Source organism: Pseudomonas sp. BTN1 (assembly GCF_001907715.1).
In the GTDB taxonomy this organism is placed as follows: Bacteria; Pseudomonadota; Gammaproteobacteria; order Pseudomonadales; family Pseudomonadaceae; genus Aquipseudomonas; species Aquipseudomonas paracarnis.
In genome coordinates this window covers 134,977-155,643 of record NZ_MPBM01000032.1, presented here as the reverse complement: position 1 = coordinate 155,643, position 20,667 = coordinate 134,977, and the positions used below count along the sequence as shown (strand labels likewise).

Below are 20,667 nucleotides of genomic sequence, written 5' to 3'. Positions count from 1 at the left end.
TTCAGTAGGGTGACTTCTTGAGTTTGACCCACTAGAATGCATGCCCTTGATTGGGGTCGGAAATGGCCGGCTAATGTCTGTGCAACGAGGAATATCCATGCAAGTTTCTGTTGAAAATACTACTGCTCTCGAGCGCCGCCTGAGCATCACCGTGCCGGCAGAGCGTATCGAGACTGCGGTCAACAAGCGTCTGCAGCAGACTGCCCAAAAGGCCAAGATCGCTGGTTTCCGTCCAGGCAAAGTGCCGATGAGCGAAATCAAGCGTCGTTTTGGTGCCGATGCGCGCCAGGAAGCTGTAGGTGACGTGATCCAGGCTTCTTTCTACGAAGCCGTTGTCGAGCAAAAGCTGAACCCGGCAGGCTCGCCTTCGATCGAGCCCAAGTCCCTGGAAGCGGGCAAGGACCTGGAATACGTTGCCGTATTCGAAGTGTTCCCGGAATTTGAAGTGGCCGGTTTCGACGGTATCGAAATCGAGCGTCTGAGCGCCGAAGTGGCCGATTCGGACCTGGACAACATGCTGGAAATCCTGCGCAAGCAGAACACTCGTTTTGAAGTGGCCGACCGTGCCGCCCAGAACGAAGACCAACTGAACATCGATTTCGTTGGCAAGGTTGACGGCGAAGTCTTCGCTGGCGGCTCCGCAAAGGGCACTCAACTGGTGCTGGGTTCCAACCGCATGATCCCTGGTTTCGAGGACGGCCTGGTTGGCGCCAAAGCCGGCGAAGAGCGCGTTCTGAACCTGACTTTCCCTGCTGACTACCAGAACCTGGACCTGGCTGGCAAAGCCGCCGAGTTCACCGTTACCGTCAACAGCGTTTCCGAGCCTAAGCTGCCAGAGCTGAACGAAGAGTTCTTCGCCCAGTTCGGCATCAAGGAAACCGGCATCGAAGGCTTCCGCACCGAAGTTCGCAAGAACATGGAGCGTGAGCTGCGCCAGGCTATCAAGTCCAAGGTCAAGAACCAGGTCATGGACGGTCTGCTGGCCGCCAACCCGATCGAAGTGCCTAAGGCCCTGCTGTCCAACGAAGTGGATCGCCTGCGCGTTCAAGCGGTTCAGCAGTTTGGTGGCAACATCAAGCCTGACCAACTGCCGGCCGAGCTGTTCGAAGAGCAAGCCAAGCGCCGCGTTGTGCTGGGCCTGATCGTGGCTGAAGTGGTCAAGCAGTTCGACCTCAAGCCAGACGAAGACCGCGTTCGTGAAATGATCCAGGAAATGGCTTCGGCCTACCAGGAGCCTGAGCAGGTCGTGGCTTGGTACTACAAGAATGAGCAGCAGATGAACGAAGTACGTTCGGTTGTGCTGGAAGAACAAGTTGTGGATACTGTTCTGCAGAAGGCTAAGGTGACCGATAAAGCGGTCTCTTACGAAGAAGCAGTCAAACCGGCGGAAGCAGCACAAGCCGACTGATTGTCCAACTCGTTGGAAATTCAACCATAAGCCAGCCTCGCGCTGGCTTATGCGTTTTCAAGACATGACTATTTGGGAGTAACTGCAGAGCATGTTCCGTAATTCCTATATTCAGCAGAACTCTGATATCCAGGCCGCAGGCGGCTTGGTCCCGATGGTTGTCGAGCAGTCCGCTCGTGGCGAACGCGCCTACGACATCTACTCGCGCCTGCTCAAGGAGCGAGTGATCTTTCTGGTTGGCCCGGTAGAGGACTACATGGCCAACCTGATCTGTGCGCAATTGCTGTTCCTTGAAGCGGAAAACCCGGACAAGGACATCCATCTCTACATCAACTCACCGGGCGGTTCGGTGACTGCGGGCATGTCGATCTACGACACCATGCAGTTCATCAAGCCAAACGTGTCGACCACCTGTATTGGCCAGGCGTGCAGCATGGGCGCCTTCCTGCTGACTGCGGGTGCCGAAGGCAAGCGTTTCTGCCTGCCGAACTCGCGCGTGATGATTCACCAGCCGCTGGGCGGTTTCCAGGGCCAGGCGTCGGACATCGAAATCCACGCCAAGGAAATCCTCTTCATTCGTGAGCGTCTCAACACGCTGATGGCCAAGCACAGCGGGCGCACCCTGGAAGAAATCGAGCGCGATACCAACCGTGACAATTTCATGAGCGCTGAAGCCGCCAAGGAATACGGGTTGATCGACGCAGTGATCGACAAGCGCCCCGCTTAATATAAGCCGCTCAAAATAGGGCTGGTCGGCATGTCCGACCACTGGCGGGCTTGAAAAAGCCCGCATAAGCCTTCATCTTGTGTTGCAAGCCTATCGGATTTGGATCGAACGAATGACTGACACCCGCAACGGCGAGGACAACGGCAAGCTGCTCTATTGCTCCTTCTGTGGCAAAAGCCAGCATGAAGTACGCAAATTGATTGCCGGCCCCTCGGTGTTTATCTGCGACGAATGCGTCGACCTGTGCAATGACATCATCCGTGAGGAGGTGCAGGAAGCCCAGGCCGAGAGCAGTGCGCATAAATTACCTTCGCCTAAAGAAATCAGCGGCATCCTTGACCAGTACGTCATTGGTCAAGAACGTGCAAAGAAGGTTCTGGCCGTAGCGGTGTACAACCACTACAAGCGCTTGAACCAGCGTGACAAGAAAGGTGATGAGGTTGAACTCGGCAAGAGCAACATCTTGCTGATCGGTCCTACAGGCTCGGGTAAAACCCTGCTTGCAGAAACCCTCGCTCGCCTGCTGAACGTTCCGTTCACCATCGCCGACGCCACCACCCTCACCGAGGCTGGCTACGTGGGTGAAGATGTCGAGAACATCATTCAGAAACTGCTGCAGAAGTGCGACTACGACGTAGAGAAAGCCCAGATGGGTATTGTCTACATCGACGAGATCGACAAGATCTCGCGCAAGTCTGATAACCCGTCGATCACCCGGGACGTTTCCGGTGAAGGCGTGCAGCAGGCCCTGTTGAAACTGATCGAAGGCACGGTTGCGTCCGTACCGCCGCAAGGTGGTCGCAAGCATCCGCAGCAGGAATTCCTTCAGGTTGATACGCGTAACATCCTGTTCATTTGTGGCGGTGCGTTCTCCGGTCTGGAGAAGGTGATTCAGCAGCGTTCCACCCGTGGCGGCATTGGTTTCAGTGCGGAAGTGCGCAGCAAGGAAGAGGGCAAGAAGGTGGGCGAGTCCCTGCGTGAAGTCGAGCCTGACGATCTGGTCAAGTTCGGTCTGATCCCGGAATTCGTTGGCCGTCTGCCGGTCCTGGCCACGTTGGACGAGTTGGATGAGGCGGCTTTGATCCAGATCCTCACCGAGCCGAAAAACGCCCTGACCAAGCAATACGGCAAATTGTTCGAGATGGAAGGTGTAGACCTCGAGTTCCGGACCGACGCGCTGAAATCGGTGGCCAAGCGAGCACTGGAGCGTAAGACCGGTGCACGTGGCCTGCGTTCTATCCTCGAAGGCGTGTTGCTCGACACCATGTACGAAATCCCCTCGCAGTCTGAGGTGAGTAAAGTGGTGATCGATGAAAGCGTGATCGAAGGCAAGTCCAAGCCACTGTATATCTACGAAAACAGTGAGCCGGCTGCCAAGGCTGCACCCGACGCATAAGCGTTCAGCAGTTGCGGTACAAGCAAGGGGCCTCTAGGGGCCCCTTGTCTTTGGGGGCGTTTCTTAGGGCGGTGGTTAAATTCGCGTGTATTCATGCGTTTAACTACTGGCATTGAGCTTGTTTTTTTTGCATGTAACCCCCATCTTGGTTTCAAGCTTATTTTTGAACTGTCATAGAGGCGAAATCATGAAGACAACCATCGAATTGCCTCTCCTGCCGTTGCGCGATGTCGTCGTCTATCCGCACATGGTTATCCCGCTGTTCGTGGGGCGCGAGAAGTCTATCGAAGCCCTCGAGGCCGCGATGACGGGCGACAAGCAAATCCTGCTGTTGGCCCAGAAGAATCCTGCTGATGATGATCCGGGTGAAGATGCCCTGTATCGCGTCGGCACCATTGCCACTGTCCTGCAATTGCTCAAGCTGCCCGATGGCACCGTCAAGGTGTTGGTCGAAGGTGAGCAGCGCGGTGCCGTAGAGCGTTTTATGGAGGTGGACGGCCACCTGCGCGCGGAAGTGGCGCTGATCGAAGAAGTCGAAGCCCCGGAGCGTGAATCCGAGGTGTTCGTGCGCAGCCTGCTGTCGCAGTTCGAGCAATATGTGCAGTTGGGCAAGAAAGTCCCGGCTGAAGTCCTGTCTTCGCTCAACAGCATTGATGAACCGAGCCGCCTGGTCGACACCATGGCTGCACACATGGCGCTGAAGATCGAGCAGAAGCAAGACATCCTCGAAATCATCGACCTGTCGGCCCGTGTCGAACACGTATTGGCGATGCTGGATGGCGAAATCGACCTGTTGCAGGTTGAGAAGCGTATCCGTGGCCGCGTGAAGAAGCAGATGGAACGTAGCCAGCGCGAGTACTACCTGAATGAGCAGATGAAGGCCATTCAGAAGGAGCTCGGCGACGGCGAGGAAGGCCACAACGAAATCGAAGAGCTGAAAAAGCGTATCGATGCCGCTGGCCTGCCCAAAGACGCCCTGACCAAGGCCACCGCCGAGCTGAACAAGCTTAAGCAGATGTCGCCAATGTCGGCCGAAGCCACTGTGGTGCGCTCGTATATCGACTGGTTGGTGCAAGTGCCGTGGAAGGCCCAGACCAAGGTGCGCCTGGACCTGGCCCGTGCTGAAGAGATTCTCGACGCTGACCATTACGGTTTGGAAGAGGTCAAGGAGCGCATCCTTGAGTACCTCGCCGTGCAAAAACGTGTGAAAAAAATCCGCGGTCCGGTGCTGTGCCTGGTCGGGCCTCCAGGTGTGGGTAAAACTTCCCTGGCGGAATCGATTGCCAGCGCGACTAACCGCAAGTTCGTGCGCATGGCCTTGGGTGGCGTGCGTGACGAAGCTGAGATCCGTGGTCATCGCCGTACCTACATCGGTTCGATGCCAGGAAGATTGATTCAAAAGATGACAAAAGTGGGTGTACGCAACCCGCTGTTCCTGCTCGATGAAATCGACAAAATGGGCAGCGACATGCGTGGCGACCCGGCGTCGGCCTTGCTCGAAGTGCTTGATCCCGAGCAGAACCATAATTTCAACGACCATTACCTGGAAGTCGACTACGACTTGTCTGACGTAATGTTCTTGTGCACCTCCAACTCCATGAACATTCCGCCAGCCTTGCTGGATCGGATGGAGGTGATTCGTCTGCCGGGCTACACCGAAGACGAGAAGATCAACATCGCGGTCAAGTACCTGGCGCCCAAGCAGATTTCGGCCAACGGCCTGAAGAAGGGCGAGATCGAATTCGAGGTCGAGGCGATCCGTGACATCGTGCGCTACTACACCCGCGAGGCCGGTGTACGGGGCCTTGAGCGCCAGATCGCGAAGATCTGCCGCAAGGCGGTGAAGGAGCACGCGTTGGAAAAACGCTTCTCTGTGAAGGTGGTCGCCGATTCCCTGGAACACTTCCTGGGCGTGAAGAAATTCCGCTACGGCCTGGCCGAGCAGCAGGATCAGGTCGGCCAGGTGACTGGCTTGGCGTGGACCCAGGTGGGTGGCGAATTGCTCACCATCGAAGCGGCGGTGATTCCGGGCAAAGGCCAGTTGATCAAGACCGGCTCCCTGGGTGATGTGATGGTCGAATCCATTACGGCCGCGCAGACCGTGGTACGCAGCCGCGCCCGCAGCCTGGGCATCCCGCTGGACTTCCACGAGAAGCACGACACCCATATCCACATGCCGGAAGGGGCGACCCCCAAAGACGGCCCTAGCGCTGGCGTGGGCATGTGCACGGCGCTGGTATCAGCGTTGACCGGCATTCCTGTGCGCGCTGATGTGGCGATGACCGGAGAAATTACCCTGCGTGGCCAGGTATTGGCGATCGGTGGTCTGAAAGAGAAATTACTCGCTGCGCACCGAGGTGGAATCAAGACCGTGATCATTCCTGAAGAGAATGTTCGCGACTTGAAGGAAATTCCTGACAATATCAAGCAGGATCTTCAGATTAAACCGGTTAAATGGATTGACGAGGTCCTGCAAATTGCGCTGCAATACGCGCCGGAGCCCTTGCCGGATGTGGCCCCGGAGATCGTCGCGAAGGACGAAAAACGCGAGTCCGATTCCAAGGAAAGAATTAGCACGCATTAATGTGTTGGAGCCTGGGGGGCTTCCTTGACAGCTTTTTAGAGCCCTTGTTATAAAGCGGCTCTTAAGTGTCTGTAGGCCATTCAGCACTGGTTTTGCTTTTTACCAAAAAACTTAGAATCATACTCAATAGATATATAAGGGGACTTAGAGTGAACAAGTCGGAACTGATTGATGCTATCGCTGCATCCGCTGATATCCCGAAAGCTGCTGCTGGCCGTGCGCTGGACGCAGTAATCGAATCCGTCACTGGCGCTCTGAAGGCCGGCGACTCCGTGGTACTGGTAGGCTTCGGTACTTTCTCTGTGACTGACCGCCCAGCTCGCACTGGCCGTAACCCACAGACCGGCAAAGCACTGCAAATCGCTGCTGCCAAGAAACCAGGTTTCAAAGCCGGTAAAGCCCTGAAAGAAGCCGTTAACTAAGCTTCGTTCAAGCCTTTGCTTACCCGGGTCGGACGCAGGTCTGGCCTGGCAGCGGAGCGGTAGCTGACCCACGTATCGGGTCGCCACGCCGGGGGTGCAGATTCGAACCCCCGTCCGCTCCGCCAGTTACGAGAAGGCGCATCCTCGGATGCGCCTTTCTTCTATCCGGACTCTACCCACGCTCCACGGTTGCCTAATTTTTGAAGTTCAACCGTTTCTGGGGGACGCATGCTGCAAAATATCAGGGACAATTCACAAGGCTGGATTGCCAAGACCATTATCGGGATCATCGTCGCTTTGATGGCGTTCACCGGTATCGAAGCCATTTTCCAGGCTTCGGGTAATAACAAGCAGGACGTGGCCAAGGTCAACGGTGAACAAATCACCCAGACCGAGCTGAGCCAGGCTGTCGATATGCAACGGCGCCAGCTGATGCAACAGTTGGGTAAGGATTTCGATGCTTCCCTGCTCGACGAAAAACTGCTGCGCGATGCTGCCCTCAAGGGCCTGATCGATCGCAAGCTGCTGCTGCAAGGCGCTGCCGATTCCAAGTTCGGCTTCTCGGAAGCTGCGCTGGATCAGGTGATCCTGCAGACGCCGGAATTCCAGGTGGACGGCAAGTTCAACGCCGAACGCTTTGACCAGGTGATCCGTCAGCTGGGCTATAGCCGCATGCAATTCCGTCAGATGCTGACCCAGGAAATGCTGATCGGCCAGGTTCGCGCAGGCATCGCCGGCAGCGGGTTTGTGACCGACGCCGAGGTGCTGGCATTTGCCCGTCTGGAAAAACAGACCCGCGATTTCGCCACCGTCAACATCAAGGCTGATCCCGCGGCGGTGAAACTCACCGACGCTGAGGTCAAAGCCTACTACGACCAGCGCGCCAAAGAGTTCATGACCCCGGACCAAGTGGTCATCGACTATCTGGAATTGAAGAAGTCTTCCTTCTTCGACCAGGTGACTGTCAAGGACGATGAGCTGCAGGCTGCCTACGAGAAGGAAACCGCCAACCTCGCTGAACAGCGTCGTGCCGCGCATATCCTGATTGAAGTCAACGACAAGGTCACCGAGGCGCAAGCCAAGGCCAAGATCGAAGACATCCAGGCGCGCCTGGCCAAGGGTGAGAAGTTCGAAGCTCTGGCCAAGGAGTTCTCCCAGGATCCAGGTTCGGCCAACAATGGCGGCGACCTCGGTTTTGCTGGCCCTGGTGTTTACGACCCGGACTTCGAAACCGCCTTGTACGGCTTGAAGCAAGACCAGGTGTCGGCGCCGGTGCGCACCACCTTCGGTTGGCACCTGATCAAGTTGCTGGGCGTTGAAGCGCCTGAAGTGCCATCGTTCGCCAGCCTGAAAGACAAGCTGACCCGCGAGCTCAAGGCACAGCAGGTTGAACAGCGTTTTGTCGAAGCGACCAAGCAATTGGAAGATGCGGCATTCGAAGCCTCTGACCTGGCTCAGCCGGCGTCTGACCTGAAGCTGACCGTCCATACCTCCGCGCCGTTTGGCCGCGAAGGTGGCGAAGGTGTAGCGGCCAACCGTGCCGTGGTCACTGCCGCATTCAGCCCGGAAGTGCTGGATGAAGGTGCCAACAGCAGCGCCATCGAACTGGACCCGGAAACCATCATCGTGCTGCGTGCCAAGGAGCATCTCAAGCCGGCCCAACTGCCGCTCGAGAAGGTCGAGGCGGCCATTCGCACCCAGATGACCAAGGAGCGCGCAAGCGCTGCTGCCAAAGCCCGTGCCGACGAGTTGATCGCCAGCCTGCGTGATGGCAGGACCGCGCTGGACCAGCCGGTTGACGGTCAGGCTTGGAAGGTGACTGAGGCGGCTACCCGTGGTCAGGAGTCTATCGACCCGGCCGTGCTGCAAGCCTTGTTCCGCATGCCTAAGCCGGCGGCCAAGGACAAGCCTACCTTCACCACCGTGACCCTGCGCGATGGCAGCCTGATGATCGTGCGCTTGAACGGCGTGAACGAAGCGGCGGCCCCTACGGACGAAGAAAAGGCGCAATACCGCCGCTTCCTCGCTTCCCGTATTGGCCAGCAGGACTTCGCGGCCTACCGCAAGCAGCTGGAAACCCAGGCAGACATCAAGAAGTACTGATGCCGGCCTGAATAAAAAGACCCCGACCTGAAAAGGCCGGGGTCTTTTTTTGCCCTTGATAAAGTGAGTGCTGAATGCGCTTTAGGCGTTCTTGGCTGCAAACTTGAGCTTGCCCCACGTCAACCCGATCACCGCCGCCAGGGTTGAAGCCGCCAATACGCTCAGCTTCGCAGCCGACAGCAGGGCCGGGTCGGAAAATGCCAGGGACGAGATAAAGATCGACATGGTGAAACCGATCCCCGCCAACAGCCCTACCAGGCCAACGCCCGTCCAGTTCACACCGTCCGGCAGCTTGCAGATGTTGAGCTTGACCAGCGCCAGGCTCGCCAGCATCACGCCCAGAGGCTTGCCGAGCACCAGGGCGAAGACGACACCCATAAATACGCCATGGGCCAGCGGGTCATCCAGATTGAAACCGTCCAGGCTCACACCGGCGTTGGCCAATGCAAACAGCGGCATTACGCCGAACGCGACCCAGGGGTGCAGCGCCGATTGAACACGCTGCACTGGCGGCAGTATTTCCCGTTGAGCTTCGCGCAATTGTTTGAGGGGCGTGGCGACTTGCTGGGCCCCTTCGGCTGGCTGCGAGAACCGGTCCATCAGCTCGTTGAAGGTGCGTTCGATGGTTTCCAGCGGGCGTTCCCGGGTGGGCTTGGAATTGACGGGGGTCATCAAGCCAAGGATCACCCCGGCGAGTGTTGGGTGCACGCCGGTCTTGAGCAGGCCAAACCACACGATAGCGCCTGGCAGCAGGTAGATCGCCGCCTTGCTGATGCCCATGCGTTGGAACACCAACACCAGGGCCAGCCCGCCGACAGCAATCACCAAGCCCATGTAGTCGAGGCTGGCGGTGAAAAAGATCGCGATGATCAGAATCGCCACGATGTCATCGATGATCGCCAAGGCCAGCAGCAGGATGCGCACGCCACTGGGAATCGATTTGCCCAGCAGCGCGAGCACGCCCACGGCAAAGGCGATGTCGGTCGCGGTGGGGACCGCCCAGCCACTCGCGGCGGCGGTGCCGTGGTTGAGCAGGGTGTAGATGAGGGCGGGCATCAGCACACCGCCCAACGCCGCGCCCAACGGCAGCGTGGCCAGCTTCAGGTTAGCGAGGGCGCCGTCTTTGATTTCCTGGCGGATCTCGGCTCCGACTACCAGAAAGAAAATGGTCATCAGCCCGTCATTCACCAGAAAATGCAGGGAGCGCGACACGCTGTAATCGCCCAGCCCGAGGGTGATGGGCGTGTTCCAGAAATGCTCGTAGGTCGCGGCGGCGGGGCTGTTGGCCCACACCAGCGCGACGATGGCGGCGAGCAGCAGCACGATACCGCTGACGGCTTCGATGTGTGAAAAGCGCTCAAGGGCGGACAGCGCGCCCTCAGTCAAACGTTGGGGGCGGGGAATGGCGGGGTGTTTATCAGGCACGACAAATCTCCATTGGCGGCCCGACCAATGCTTGGCTTTTAACCTGCGCCGTGCTTTATGCAACAACGCACCCAGGGGCGATGATAGGAAGGTGAGGAATAAGTTGTAAACAAACTTGTCATCGCGCGGGCAGCGCTTTACCCCGGATTGCACCCAGCGCCAACACGATCAATCCTAGAACTGCCCATGGAAATGCCACGACGCCCCAACGTTCGAGCAAGAGCCCGCCCACTAATCCACCTCCGGCGATGCCCAGGTTCCATACCGTAACCAACATCGATTGGGCGGTATCGGCCGAGTTGCCAGCCGACTTGGCCAGCGCGGTTTGCAATAGCGCTGGGAGGCCACCGAAGGCGAGCCCCCACAACGCCACGCTGACGTAAATGGCGACTACGCAGTTGAACCATAGTCCGAGCAGCAGGGCCGCAACGGCGAACATCGCGCAACTGATGAGGGTCAGCAGCCTCAGGTGCTGATCAATCCAGATGCCTACCAGCCAAATGCTCAGCAGGGCCATCAGGCCGAACACCAGCAGCACGCGATCAATCTCGCGGTCGATACCGGCGGGCACCAGCAAAGGGGCGATGTAGGTATAGAGAATGTTATGCGCGAGCACGTAGGTAAAGGTCACCCAGAGCACCGGCCTGATGCCTGGCAACGCCAGTACCTGACGTAAGCCGAGGCGTTTGCTTGGCGGTTCACCGGCAAAATCCGGCAGTTGCCAACGCGCCCATATCAGCAGTAACAGGGTCAGGCCAGTCATGATGGCAAAACTGGCGCGCCATCCGACAAGCGTGCCCAGCAGGGTGCCGGCGGGCACGCCGAGGGACAAGGCCAGCGGCGCACCCAGCATGGCCACGGCAATCGCCCGGCCCTGCAGATGAGGTGCGACCATACGACTGGCGTAACCCGCCAACAAGGCCCACAGCAAGCCAGCGAACACACCGGCGAAAAATCGTGCAGCCAAGGTCAAGCCATAGTGGCTGGAGAACGCGGTGACGCTGTTAACCAATGCAAAACCGCCGATGGCGATCAACAGTAGCGGCCGCCGGCGCCAACCCCGGGTCAGCAATGTCAGGGGGATAGCAGCAAGCAACGAGCCGAGCGCATAGAGGGTCACCAGTTGCCCGACCAGGGCCTGGGAGACCCCAAGCCCAGCACCGATTTGCGGTAATAAGCCGGCGGGCATCGCCTCGGTCAGGATGGTGATAAAGCCGGCGCAGGCCAACGCCAGCAGACCGGCCAGGGGCAGGCGTTCAGCGTGGGGCGCTGTATCGACCAATAGGGGACTGTCGTTCATGGGCGCTCTCCTTGAAAGGGCAAGGAGCCAGGGTAGGGGGCTGCGAGGCGCGGAAAAACAGGCTAAGGTTCCGAACTTATCGGACGTTGATGTCCGCAATCGGCAAAGGCATCACCATGGACAATCTGGGCAGCCTCTCGGTTTTTGTGCAGGTCGCGCAAACCCTCAGCTTTACCGCTGCGGGCCGCGTACTGGGCGTGTCATCGTCGGCGGTGGGTAAAAGCATTGCGCGGATGGAGGAGCGCCTGGGCGTCAGGTTGTTTCATCGCAGCACCCGCAGTATCACCCTGACCAGCGAGGGCGCGCTGTTCCTGGAGCGTTCGCGGCGCATCCTGGCGGAACTGGAGGCGGCCGAACAGGAGTTGACTGAGGTCACTGCCAGCCCTCGCGGCAAGCTGCGGATCAGTGTGCCCCAAGTGCGCGGCTTGTTGATGCCGGTGATCAGCGATTTTATGCGCGCCTACCCGGACATTGAGTTGGATGTGGATTTTTCCGACCGCATGGTGGACGTGATAGAGGAGGGCTTCGACGCGGTGATTCGCACCGGCAAGCCAGAAGATTCGCGCTTGATGGTGCGCCATCTAGGGCATTACCAGTTGGTTCTCGTCGGTACGCCCGGCTATTTCGACCAGCATGGTACGCCCCATCGGCCACAGGACCTGAATCATCACGCCTGCCTGCGGCACAAATTCTGCGCCACCGGCAAGCTGGAGCCCTGGCCACTGCGTCCTGTCCCGGGGGCTGCGGAACTGAACCTGCGCGCACCGCTGGTCAGCACCACCATCGAGTCCCTCAATCATGTGGTGCAAGAAGGACTGGGCATTGCGTGCCTGCCGGACTACATGGTCAACCAGGCCGTACAACATGGGCGTTTGCGACGGGTGCTGGATGAGCACCTCGAACATCGCGGCAGTTTCTGGTTGCTGTGGCCGGCCAATCGCCATGCTTCGGCCAAGCTGCGGGCCTTTATCGATCATATGTGCGCCGGGCTTTTTCCTACTGACGCCGCTGTCTGAGCTTGAGATGTTTTACCGACAGGAATCGCGCTTCAATGTCGCGTTCTGTTGCACAATACCGTCCGGACCGTTTTCTTCAGGATTTTCAATGTCGACATCATTTCACTTGCGCAATCTCGGGTTGGCGCTGGTGCTGGCGGGCGCCGCGGGCTGCTCGTCACCCAAGACCGCTATCTATGAACATGAGAATTTCGACGATTCCGGTACGTTTTCCCGCGATTACCCGGTCAGCGATGTGGCGGCCTGTGAAGCTGCGCGCCGTGCCCTGCTGAGCCAGGGCTACATTATCACCAGCAGCGATCCGAAACTGGTGGCCGGCAACAAGAGTTTCCAGCAGACCGGCGAGACCCACCTGCAGATCAGTTTCAATGTGGTGTGCGCTGCTGATGGCAAGGGCAGCAATCACTCGACGATGTTTGCCAATGCCTTGCAGGACCGCTATGCGCTGAAGAAGGTCAACAACTCCGCGAGCCTCGGTGTAGGCGTGCTGGGCTCGGTGTCGATGCCGATTGGCTCCACCGACGACTCGATGGTGAAGGTGGCAAGCGAGACCGTCTCGGCACCGAAGTTCTACGAGCGTTACTTTGCGTTGGTGGACGTGTTCCTGCCGCAGGAAGTAAAGCAGGCCGAGCATATCCCCGAGCAGCCCAAGGCTGACCTGGGCGTGCCTGAACCCAAGGCCGCTCCGGCACCCGAGAAGGTCGAAGCGCCGAAGGAGGTGCCTGTAGCGCCTGCCGCTGCAGAGCCGCTTGCGCCGCCACCTGAGGCTGCACCGATTGCACCGGTGACAGAGCCCGCTCCGGTTGCGCCGGCGCCGACTGATCCTGCCTTGCCGGCCCCGACAGAAGCGATTCCACCGCTTCCGATGCCTGCGCAATAACGCAATGCTCTTCTACTGTTGGAGCGGGCTTGCTCGCGAATACGGCGTAACAGTCGCCAGGTGTGTTGAATGACACACCGCTTTCGCGAGCAAGCCCGCTCCCACATTTTGACCGAGGTTGCGGTTAAGTTAAATCCAGTGATCGCCGCTACGTTTAATCCTGAAGAGCAGGAATGTCACGACGTCGACATTTTTTCGTCATGACGGCACTTTAGGCTGGGTTCGCAGGTCATTAATCTGCAACCGCTTTCAACACGAAAAGGAGTCCACCATGGACGATTACCAGGAAGAGCTGCTGGAGTACCAGGCATTCGAATTGGACCCGCTGGATCCGGTCGACGATGCCACCGAGCTGTAACGCTGACTTCAGGCGGAATGCCGCTGACTGCGGCGAAATTCCCCTGGGGTCTGGTTGTTCCAGCGTCTGAAGGCCCTTTGGAAGGCTTGGGCCGAAGCAAAACCGAGCAAGTAGGCGATCTCGCCGAACGCCAGTTCCGTATCGCGAATGTAGGTCATGGCCAGGTCGCGACGGGTGTCATTGAGGATCGCGCGAAACTGCGTGCCTTCCTCGGCCAGTTTGCGCCGCAATGTCCAGGTTGGCAGCTTCAAGCGTGCCGCCACTTCCTCCAGGTCGGGTTCCCGGCCGCCATTGAGCATCGGCCCGAGCAAACGGGTAATGCGCTCGCGCAGGCTGCGGGTGCGGGTCAATTGCTCTAATTCCCTTTCACACAGCTGTAGCAACAGGTGCCAGGTGCTTGGGCAATGCTGCGGGTTGCGCAGCGCCAGGGTGGGTTGGCTGAGGCGCAGTTGATTGACCTCGGCGCCGAAGTGGACCACGCCCTCTCCCAACACCCTGTAGTGGTCGTGGTAGTCCGGCGCGTCGAATTCGATTTCAATCCGCTGGGCCTGCACCGGCTGTTGCGCCAGGCCAGACAATTGCTGCAGCCAGCCGGCGATGATCGAATCCACCACAAAGCGGTTGTAGGCGTTATAGGGGCTGATGGAATAAAACCGCAGCCACGCGCCTTCAGCGTCTTCATGAAAGCTTGATTGCCCGCGATAGTTGGAGCCGTACAGCGCTTCAAAGCGTGTGAGCGTGCGCGCCGCTTCGCGCACTGTAGGCGCTTGAGCGGCAGTGACGCCGGCAAGACCAGCCTGGCTCAAGCGGCTGAGCTGGCCCATACGCAGGCCCAGGCCGGGGTTGCCGGTCAGTTGGATGGCCGCGTGGCCCAGGCGCATGTAGCGCGGGATCGACAAGCGTGCGCCGGCCTCAGCCAGGCGAGCTGGATCAAGGCCGTATTGCAGCAGCAGGGGCTGTGGGTCCAGGCCGTGGCTGTGGATGGCGTCGGCCAGGGTGTGCACGAAGCCCACCGACAGATCCCCCAGGCGCACCGGCTTCAAGGCGCTACAGCCAGATATTCAGCAAGCGCGCACCACGGGCGTCGCCATCGGCGAAGACTTGCCCATTGCGGCTGAGAAAACTCTGGCCGGCGCTGCCCAGGTCCCAGAATTGCCCGCGCAGAAAGACGCTCATGCCCGCGGTGGCTTCGCTGACAGGTGGCTGGCTGATCAGGGTAAGACGACGCCAGGCCGCGCCCTCACTGGTTTCTTCGGGCTTGAGGCTCACTTCTGAGGGCGTAGATACGCTCTTGAAACCGCGCCACGGACGCTCCCAGGTATCGCGGCCGGTGACAAAAGCGGGTACCGCGATCAATTGCGCGCCTTGCTCGTTGAGCTTGCGGTAGTTGTCCGGGTACCAGCTGTCGCTGCCGACCAGGATGCCCAGGCGCCCGGCGGGGGTGTCGACAACGTTGACGACATGCTCATCGCCCGGCTCGATAAAGCCACGCTCATCGTAGATCGGGTAAAGCTGGCGCTGCGGCTGGCCCAGCGGCAAGCCGTCGGCGGCAAACACCACGCTGGCGTTGTACAGCGCGCCGTGGCCGATCTCCAGTTGTCCCTGGATCACGCTTGGGTTGGGCAGGGCGATGGAGCCGGCCACCAGGGTCACGCCAAATTCTTTGGCGAGGCCGCCAAACAACACTTGATAGTCGCGGGCCATGGCCGGGGCTTTCATGCGCAGGTATGCATCGTCCATGCGGTTGTCGCCGGTGGCGCTGATCCAGGCTTTGGCAAATTGCAGCGGGTTGCTGATCGACAGCCAGTTCATGGCGTCCTTGAGGTGAGCGGCCTGGTACAGCTCATTCTTCTCTGCGCCGAGCATCAGCCAGGTGCCGATATGTTCCGGCAGCACCACCACGGTCTTGGCATTGATCAGCCCAAGGTCCCGGGCATTTTGCAGGTAGGCCGACAGCTTCAGGTGCAGGCGTTCCAGGCTTTGGTAATCAGCAGGGAACAGTTCCGGCTGGATGCCCAGCAGGTTGCCCCGGTCGGCCGGTTCGCCCTCGTTGACGGCGAGGGTGATGCGCAGGTCGGACAGGTAATGCGCCACGGGGCGCTCCTGGGTCCAGACCAAGTACGCGGCGAGGGAGGCAACCAGGGCCATGATGACGGTGAACGCTAGAAGTTTACGCATGGGGCAACAGACAACAGACCAGGTGCAGGGTTCGCGACTAGGGTAGGGCCCATGGCGTGGCTTGCCAAGGGGCGCTGTGCATTTGGATCAATAACTTGTCAGTTTCAGTCATTGAGCCGTGGTCCACCGCCTCTTAGTCTGTGGGACATAAACCGATGGCACGCCGTTCGAGTGCGCCACGTCCCGTGATGATCCGTTGTGGAGCTGTACCATGACCGCTGCTGCCTACCCGCACCTGCTGGCCCCGTTGGACCTGGGTTTTACCACCTTGCGCAACCGTACCCTGATGGGCTCGATGCACACTGGCCTGGAAGAAAAGCCCGGCGGTTTCGAGCGTATGGCCGCTTACTTTGCCGAGCGTGCCCGTGGCGGCGTGGGCCTGATGGTCACCGGCGGTATCGGCCCCAATGACGAGGGCGGCGTGTACGCCGGTGCAGCCAAGCTGACCACCGAAGAAGAGGCGCGCAAGCACAAGATCGTCACCCAGGCCGTGCACGACGCGGGTGGCAAGATCTGCATGCAGATCCTCCACGCTGGGCGTTACGCCTACAGCCCCAAGCAGGTGGCACCGAGCGCTATCCAGGCGCCCATCAACCCGTTCAAGCCCAAGGAATTGGATGAAGAGGGCATCGAAAAGCAGATCCAGGATTTTGTCACCTGCTCGCTGCTGGCCCAGGTCGCCGGGTATGACGGCGTCGAAATCATGGGTTCCGAAGGCTATTTCATTAACCAGTTCCTTGCCGCCCACACCAACCATCGCACCGACCGTTGGGGCGGCAGCTTTGAAAATCGCATGCGCCTGGCGGTGGAAATCGTGCGCCGGGTACGCGAAGCCGTAGGCCCGAACTTCATTATCATCTTCCGCCTGTCGATGCTCGACCTGGTGGAAGGCGGCAGCGTCTGGGAAGAAATCGTGCAGTTGGCCAAAGCCATCGAACAGGCCGGCGCGACGCTCATCAACACCGGTATCGGCTGGCACGAAGCCCGCATCCCGACCATCGCCACCAAGGTACCCCGTGGTGCGTTCAGTAAAGTCACGGCCAAATTGCGCGGTTCGGTACAGATCCCGCTGATCACCACCAACCGCATCAACACTCCGGAAATTGCTGAGCAGATCCTGGCCGAAGGCGACGCCGATATGGTCTCGATGGCGCGGCCGTTTCTCGCCGACCCCGAGTTCGTCAACAAGGCCGCTGCCGGGCGCGCTGATGAGATCAATACCTGCATCGGCTGCAACCAGGCCTGCCTGGACCACACCTTTGGCGGCAAGCTCACCACCTGCCTGGTCAACCCGCGGGCGTGCTACGAAACCGAGCTCAATTACTTGCCGGTCAAGCAGATCAAAAAGGTCGCGGTCGTCGGCGCAGGCCCTGCGGGTTTGGCCGCTGCCACCGTGGCCGCCGAGCGCGGACATCAAGTGACCTTGTTCGACTCGGCCAGCGAGATCGGCGGCCAGTTCAATATCGCCAAGCGCGTGCCGGGCAAGGAAGAGTTCTTCGAGACCCTGCGTTATTTCAAGCGCAAATTGCAGACCACCCACGTCGAGCTGTGCCTCAACACCCGTGTGGACGTTGCGCAACTGGTAGCGGGTGGTTATGACGAGGTGATCCTGGCCACCGGCATCGCACCGCGTACCCCGGCGATTCCCGGTGTCGACAACGCCAAGGTCCTGAGTTACCTGGACGTGATCCTTGAGCGCAAGCCGGTGGGCAAGCGCGTGGCGGTGATCGGCGCCGGTGGCATCGGTTTTGACGTGTCTGAATTCCTCGTGCACCAAGGCGTCTCCACCAGCCTGGATCGCGAGGCGTTCTGGAAAGAATGGGGCATCGACACCCAACTGCAAGCCCGTGGCGGCGTGGCCGGGATCAAACCCGAGCGCCACGCGCCGGCCCGTGAAGTGTTCCTGCTGCAACGCAAGGCTTCCAAGGTGGGCGACGGCCTGGGCAAGACCACGGGCTGGATCCACCGCACCGGCTTGAAGAACAAGCAGGTGCAGATGCTCAACAGCGTTGAGTACCTGAAGATCGACGATGAAGGCTTGCATATCCGCATCGGCGCTGAGGGCGAGCCGCAAGTCCTGGCGGTGGACAATATCGTCATCTGCGCCGGCCAGGACCCGCTGCGCGAATTGCACGACGGCCTGGTCGCGGCCAACCAGAACGTGCACCTGATCGGCGGCGCCGATGTGGCGGCCGAACTGGACGCCAAGCGCGCCATCAACCAGGGCTCGCGCCTGGCGGCCGAGTTGTAAGGCGACAATAGGGGCGGTGTTAGACTACCGCCCCTTTTTTCATGCAGATGCGCCCACATGGGTCCTTTCGACTGGCTGCCCCACGCGCCCCTTGAATCTTTGCAGCTGGATTGGCTGAACGGAGTCGAGCTGGCCGTGCTGCGCCTGGACCGTATCGATCCGCTGATCAGCGGCAACAAGTGGTTCAAGCTCACCGAGCACTTGGCCCAGGCTCGCGATGCCGGAGCGTCAGGTATTATCAGCCTCGGCGGAGCCTACTCCAATCATCTGCACGCATTGGCGGCCGCGGGCAAGCGCTTTGATTTCCCCACCGTCGGCCTGTTGCGCGGCCATCCTCAAGACACACCCACGGTGCTCGACCTCAAGGCCTTCGGCATGCAACTGCATTGGCTCGGTTATGGCGGCTATCGCGCACGCCACGAGCCGGGCTTTTGGCTGCCTTGGCGCGAACAATATCCCCACCTCCATCCGATACCCGAAGGCGGCGGTGGGCTGGCCGGTGCGCAGGGCTGTGGCGTGTTGGTCGAGCAGGCGCGGGCGCAGTTGGGCAGCGTCGGTTGGACCGATTACGACGCCTGGTGGCTGGCGGCAGGTACCGGCACGACAGTGGCGGGGCTGGCACTGGCGGAGGCGGGTGCGCATCGGGTGTATGGTGCTCTGGCGGTGCCGGATGATCACGGTGTAGCGCAGAACGTGAGTGCTATCGTGCAGGACGGTTATGCGTTGCTGGACGCCAGTCGCGGTGGCTTTGCCAAGGTCGATCCGCTGTTGTTGGACTTCATCCAGTGCACCGAGCAAGCATGCGGTCTACCGTTGGAACCGCTCTACACCGGCAAGGCGCTGCTGGCATTGAAACAGCAGATCGAGGCCGGACGCTTTGCCCCCGGCACGCGCCTGATCTTCATCCACACCGGCGGCCTGCAAGGCCGCCGAGGCTTCAGCGACTGACGCAAACCCCTTGTGGGAGCGGGCTTGCCTGCGAAAGCGGTAGTGCAATAGGAGATACTGTGGCTGACACACCGCCTTCGCGGGCAAGCCCGCACCCACAGGGGAGTTGCGCTTAACTGATGGCCTGAGTTCAGTCGATGAATGGGTTGGCTTAAAGCCTCCTCCCACCCGGCATCATGCGCAGCGCCGTGTTATCGCGCACCACATAATGATGAAAGATCCCCGCCAGTGCATGCAGCCCGATCAACCAATAGCCGACCTGGCCGAACAGCACATGCCAGCCTTCAATCTCCTCGGCCAGCGCCTTGTTTTCCGCGATCAGCGGCGGCAATTCCATTCCATAGAACATCACCGAATGCCCTTTGGCACTGACGATCAACCAACCGGCAATCGGCAACCCGATCATCAACGCATACAGCGCCCAGTGCATCAGCTTCGCCAGCAGATTCTGCCATTGCGGCGGTGCCGGCACGATCTTCGGCGCCACCCCCAGGCTGCGTGCGAACAGGCGCAGCCATACCAGCACAAACACGGTAAGGCCGAGCATAAAGTGCATTTCCACAATCAGCGTGCGTGCGCCGCTGCCTTTGGGGAATTGCCCGCGCAGTTCAATGCAGGCGTAGACCACCGCCAGCAGCACCACCATCAACCAGTGCAACGCAATGGACATAGTGCTGTAGCGCGTATCGGAATTTTTCCACGGCATCGCTGTGTTCCTCACTCATCAGGGCATACCTCCATTCTTTAGCGATGGAGTGCATTAACTGTATGCCTGTTTTGAGCGCTGCGCTTGTTGCCAATGCCCTTGTCTTGACTTCGGTCAGTAGGCCTGCGGCATTTCCCCGCGGGCCAGGCGCTGGTTGATGTCACTGATGACCCGTTGCAGATCGGTGATGGTGTCAATCAGGTAGTGTGGACGTGAAGCTTCGAACATCGCCTCGATGCGCTGGCGCTCGCTGGCCAGTGTGTCGCTGTCCAGGGCGCGGAATTGCTCGTAGGTGAGGCCCAGCGCATTGCCCGAGCAGGTCAGGGCCACGGTCCACATGCCGGCACGGCGACCTTCAAGAATGCCCGGCACGGTGTCGTCGACCTTCACGCAGGCGGCCACATCATCAATGCCCAGGGCGATCACGTTGGCCAGTGCCTGGGCCGGCCAAGGGCGACCGTTGGGGACTTCGTCGGTAGCCACGACGTGGTCGGCGACATAGCCGTTGGTGGCGGCCAGGGCCACGACCTTGTCCATCACTTGCTTGGGATAGCCGGAGCAGGAGCCGATCTTGATCCCTTGCGCCCGCAGCGCTGCAATGGTGTCGAGGGCGCCGGGGATCAGGGCCGAGTGTTCAGCGATCTTCTCGATCTGCAGCGGCATGAAGCGCTGGTAAATGGCGCTCACATCGTCGTCGGTCGGCGTGCGGCCGAACGCCTTGCGGTAGCGTTCGGCAACCTGCGGCTGGTCGCAGAGGGTGCGGATATGGTCCCACTTGCCCATGCCCATCGGGCCACGGGCTTCCTCGATAGACACCTGCACGTCGAACTCGGCGAAGGCCTCGACAAAAATCTGCGTGGGGGCGAAGGAGCCGAAATCGACCACGGTGCCGGCCCAGTCGAGGATAACGGCCTGGAGGGTGTTGGGGTTTTGATAGTTCATGGTTCAGATCCTGTGGTAATGGG

At 59.8% G+C, this 20,667-nt stretch carries 16 protein-coding genes; 10 read left to right on the top strand and 6 right to left on the bottom strand.

The features are described from left to right. The first annotated feature begins 97 nt into the window (after nucleotides 1-97). The 6 genes from tig (at nucleotide 98) to BMH52_RS17010 (ending at nucleotide 8,640) form a co-directional block, all read left to right on the top strand. Nucleotides 98-1,408 carry a trigger factor gene (gene tig / locus BMH52_RS17035; protein ID WP_014718988.1) on the top strand — a complete coding sequence of 437 codons (1,311 nt, stop codon included), beginning with the start codon at nucleotides 98-100 and terminating at the stop codon, nucleotides 1,406-1,408. Between the two features lie 91 nt (nucleotides 1,409-1,499). Then, nucleotides 1,500-2,135, top strand: coding sequence for an ATP-dependent Clp endopeptidase proteolytic subunit ClpP (gene clpP, locus BMH52_RS17030; RefSeq protein WP_003192255.1), 636 nt, complete (start codon nucleotides 1,500-1,502; stop codon nucleotides 2,133-2,135). 112 nt (nucleotides 2,136-2,247) lie between these two features. Beyond that, nucleotides 2,248-3,531, top strand: coding sequence for an ATP-dependent Clp protease ATP-binding subunit ClpX (gene clpX / locus BMH52_RS17025; protein WP_003192254.1), 1,284 nt, complete (start codon nucleotides 2,248-2,250; stop codon nucleotides 3,529-3,531). 187 nt (nucleotides 3,532-3,718) lie between these two features. Then, nucleotides 3,719-6,115 carry an endopeptidase La gene (lon, locus tag BMH52_RS17020; RefSeq protein WP_003192252.1) on the top strand — a complete coding sequence of 799 codons (2,397 nt, stop codon included), beginning with the start codon at nucleotides 3,719-3,721 and terminating at the stop codon, nucleotides 6,113-6,115. A 149-nt stretch (nucleotides 6,116-6,264) separates the two neighbouring features. After that, complete coding sequence (locus BMH52_RS17015) at nucleotides 6,265-6,537, top strand: HU family DNA-binding protein (protein ID WP_003174819.1); 273 nt, start codon at nucleotides 6,265-6,267, stop codon at nucleotides 6,535-6,537. 228 nt (nucleotides 6,538-6,765) lie between these two features. Continuing rightward, on the top strand, nucleotides 6,766-8,640 hold the full coding sequence (locus BMH52_RS17010) for a SurA N-terminal domain-containing protein (protein WP_073844421.1): 1,875 nt from the start codon (nucleotides 6,766-6,768) through the stop codon (nucleotides 8,638-8,640). An 81-nt stretch (nucleotides 8,641-8,721) separates the two neighbouring features. Here BMH52_RS17010 and nhaA read toward each other — a convergent pair whose 3' ends face one another. Beyond that, on the bottom strand, nucleotides 8,722-10,065 hold the full coding sequence (gene nhaA / locus BMH52_RS17005) for a Na+/H+ antiporter NhaA (RefSeq protein ID WP_073844419.1): 1,344 nt from the start codon (nucleotides 10,063-10,065) through the stop codon (nucleotides 8,722-8,724). A gap of 118 nt (nucleotides 10,066-10,183) precedes the next feature. After that, nucleotides 10,184-11,365 carry an MFS transporter gene (locus tag BMH52_RS17000; protein WP_073844417.1) on the bottom strand — a complete coding sequence of 394 codons (1,182 nt, stop codon included), beginning with the start codon at nucleotides 11,363-11,365 and terminating at the stop codon, nucleotides 10,184-10,186. Nucleotides 11,366-11,481: 116 nt separating this feature from the next. On the opposite strand from BMH52_RS17000, the gene BMH52_RS16995 reads away from it, so the two are divergent. Further along, complete coding sequence (locus tag BMH52_RS16995) at nucleotides 11,482-12,381, top strand: LysR family transcriptional regulator (RefSeq protein ID WP_177345096.1); 900 nt, start codon at nucleotides 11,482-11,484, stop codon at nucleotides 12,379-12,381. Between the two features lie 88 nt (nucleotides 12,382-12,469). Further along, nucleotides 12,470-13,261: a DUF2242 domain-containing protein gene (locus BMH52_RS16990; protein ID WP_014718983.1), complete on the top strand. Its 792-nt coding sequence runs from the start codon at nucleotides 12,470-12,472 to the stop codon at nucleotides 13,259-13,261. 366 nt (nucleotides 13,262-13,627) lie between these two features. Here BMH52_RS16990 and BMH52_RS16985 read toward each other — a convergent pair whose 3' ends face one another. Next, on the bottom strand, nucleotides 13,628-14,662 hold the full coding sequence (locus tag BMH52_RS16985) for an AraC family transcriptional regulator (protein ID WP_019819480.1): 1,035 nt from the start codon (nucleotides 14,660-14,662) through the stop codon (nucleotides 13,628-13,630). 4 nt (nucleotides 14,663-14,666) lie between these two features. Next, nucleotides 14,667-15,797 (bottom strand): carbon-nitrogen hydrolase family protein, encoded by a 1,131-nt coding sequence (locus BMH52_RS16980; RefSeq protein WP_072433882.1) that lies wholly within the window; start codon nucleotides 15,795-15,797, stop codon nucleotides 14,667-14,669. Between the two features lie 211 nt (nucleotides 15,798-16,008). On the opposite strand from BMH52_RS16980, the gene BMH52_RS16975 reads away from it, so the two are divergent. Together BMH52_RS16975 and BMH52_RS16970 are read left to right on the top strand one after the other, a co-directional pair. Continuing rightward, a complete protein-coding gene (locus BMH52_RS16975; RefSeq protein ID WP_019819476.1) occupies nucleotides 16,009-18,048 on the top strand; it encodes an NADPH-dependent 2,4-dienoyl-CoA reductase in 2,040 nt (679 codons plus the stop codon). Between the two features lie 57 nt (nucleotides 18,049-18,105). Then, nucleotides 18,106-18,996, top strand: a complete 891-nt coding sequence (locus BMH52_RS16970; protein WP_073844413.1) for a 1-aminocyclopropane-1-carboxylate deaminase/D-cysteine desulfhydrase — start codon at nucleotides 18,106-18,108, stop codon at nucleotides 18,994-18,996. Between the two features lie 151 nt (nucleotides 18,997-19,147). Here BMH52_RS16970 and BMH52_RS16965 read toward each other — a convergent pair whose 3' ends face one another. Together BMH52_RS16965 and phnX are read right to left on the bottom strand one after the other, a co-directional pair. Beyond that, nucleotides 19,148-19,702 (bottom strand): cytochrome b, encoded by a 555-nt coding sequence (locus BMH52_RS16965; protein WP_073844411.1) that lies wholly within the window; start codon nucleotides 19,700-19,702, stop codon nucleotides 19,148-19,150. Between the two features lie 114 nt (nucleotides 19,703-19,816). Then, nucleotides 19,817-20,644, bottom strand: coding sequence for a phosphonoacetaldehyde hydrolase (gene phnX / locus BMH52_RS16960; protein WP_073844409.1), 828 nt, complete (start codon nucleotides 20,642-20,644; stop codon nucleotides 19,817-19,819). Between the last annotated feature and the right edge of the window lie 23 nt (nucleotides 20,645-20,667).

Excerpts from the sequence above, each read along its gene's own strand:
- tig (WP_014718988.1), top strand. The coding sequence starts at position 98 with ATGCAAGTTTCTGTTGAAAATACTACTGCTCTCGAGCGCCGCCTGAGC.
- clpP (WP_003192255.1), top strand. The coding sequence starts at position 1,500 with ATGTTCCGTAATTCCTATATTCAGCAGAACTCTGATATCCAGGCCGCA.
- clpX (WP_003192254.1), top strand. The coding sequence starts at position 2,248 with ATGACTGACACCCGCAACGGCGAGGACAACGGCAAGCTGCTCTATTGC.
- lon (WP_003192252.1), top strand. The coding sequence starts at position 3,719 with ATGAAGACAACCATCGAATTGCCTCTCCTGCCGTTGCGCGATGTCGTC.
- BMH52_RS17010 (WP_073844421.1), top strand. The coding sequence starts at position 6,766 with ATGCTGCAAAATATCAGGGACAATTCACAAGGCTGGATTGCCAAGACC.
- BMH52_RS17000 (WP_073844417.1), bottom strand. The coding sequence starts at position 11,365 with ATGAACGACAGTCCCCTATTGGTCGATACAGCGCCCCACGCTGAACGC.
- BMH52_RS16995 (WP_177345096.1), top strand. The coding sequence starts at position 11,482 with ATGGACAATCTGGGCAGCCTCTCGGTTTTTGTGCAGGTCGCGCAAACC.
- BMH52_RS16990 (WP_014718983.1), top strand. The coding sequence starts at position 12,470 with ATGTCGACATCATTTCACTTGCGCAATCTCGGGTTGGCGCTGGTGCTG.
- BMH52_RS16980 (WP_072433882.1), bottom strand. The coding sequence starts at position 15,797 with ATGCGTAAACTTCTAGCGTTCACCGTCATCATGGCCCTGGTTGCCTCC.
- BMH52_RS16975 (WP_019819476.1), top strand. The coding sequence starts at position 16,009 with ATGACCGCTGCTGCCTACCCGCACCTGCTGGCCCCGTTGGACCTGGGT.
- BMH52_RS16970 (WP_073844413.1), top strand. The coding sequence starts at position 18,106 with ATGGGTCCTTTCGACTGGCTGCCCCACGCGCCCCTTGAATCTTTGCAG.
- BMH52_RS16965 (WP_073844411.1), bottom strand. The coding sequence starts at position 19,702 with ATGCCGTGGAAAAATTCCGATACGCGCTACAGCACTATGTCCATTGCG.
- phnX (WP_073844409.1), bottom strand. The coding sequence starts at position 20,644 with ATGAACTATCAAAACCCCAACACCCTCCAGGCCGTTATCCTCGACTGG.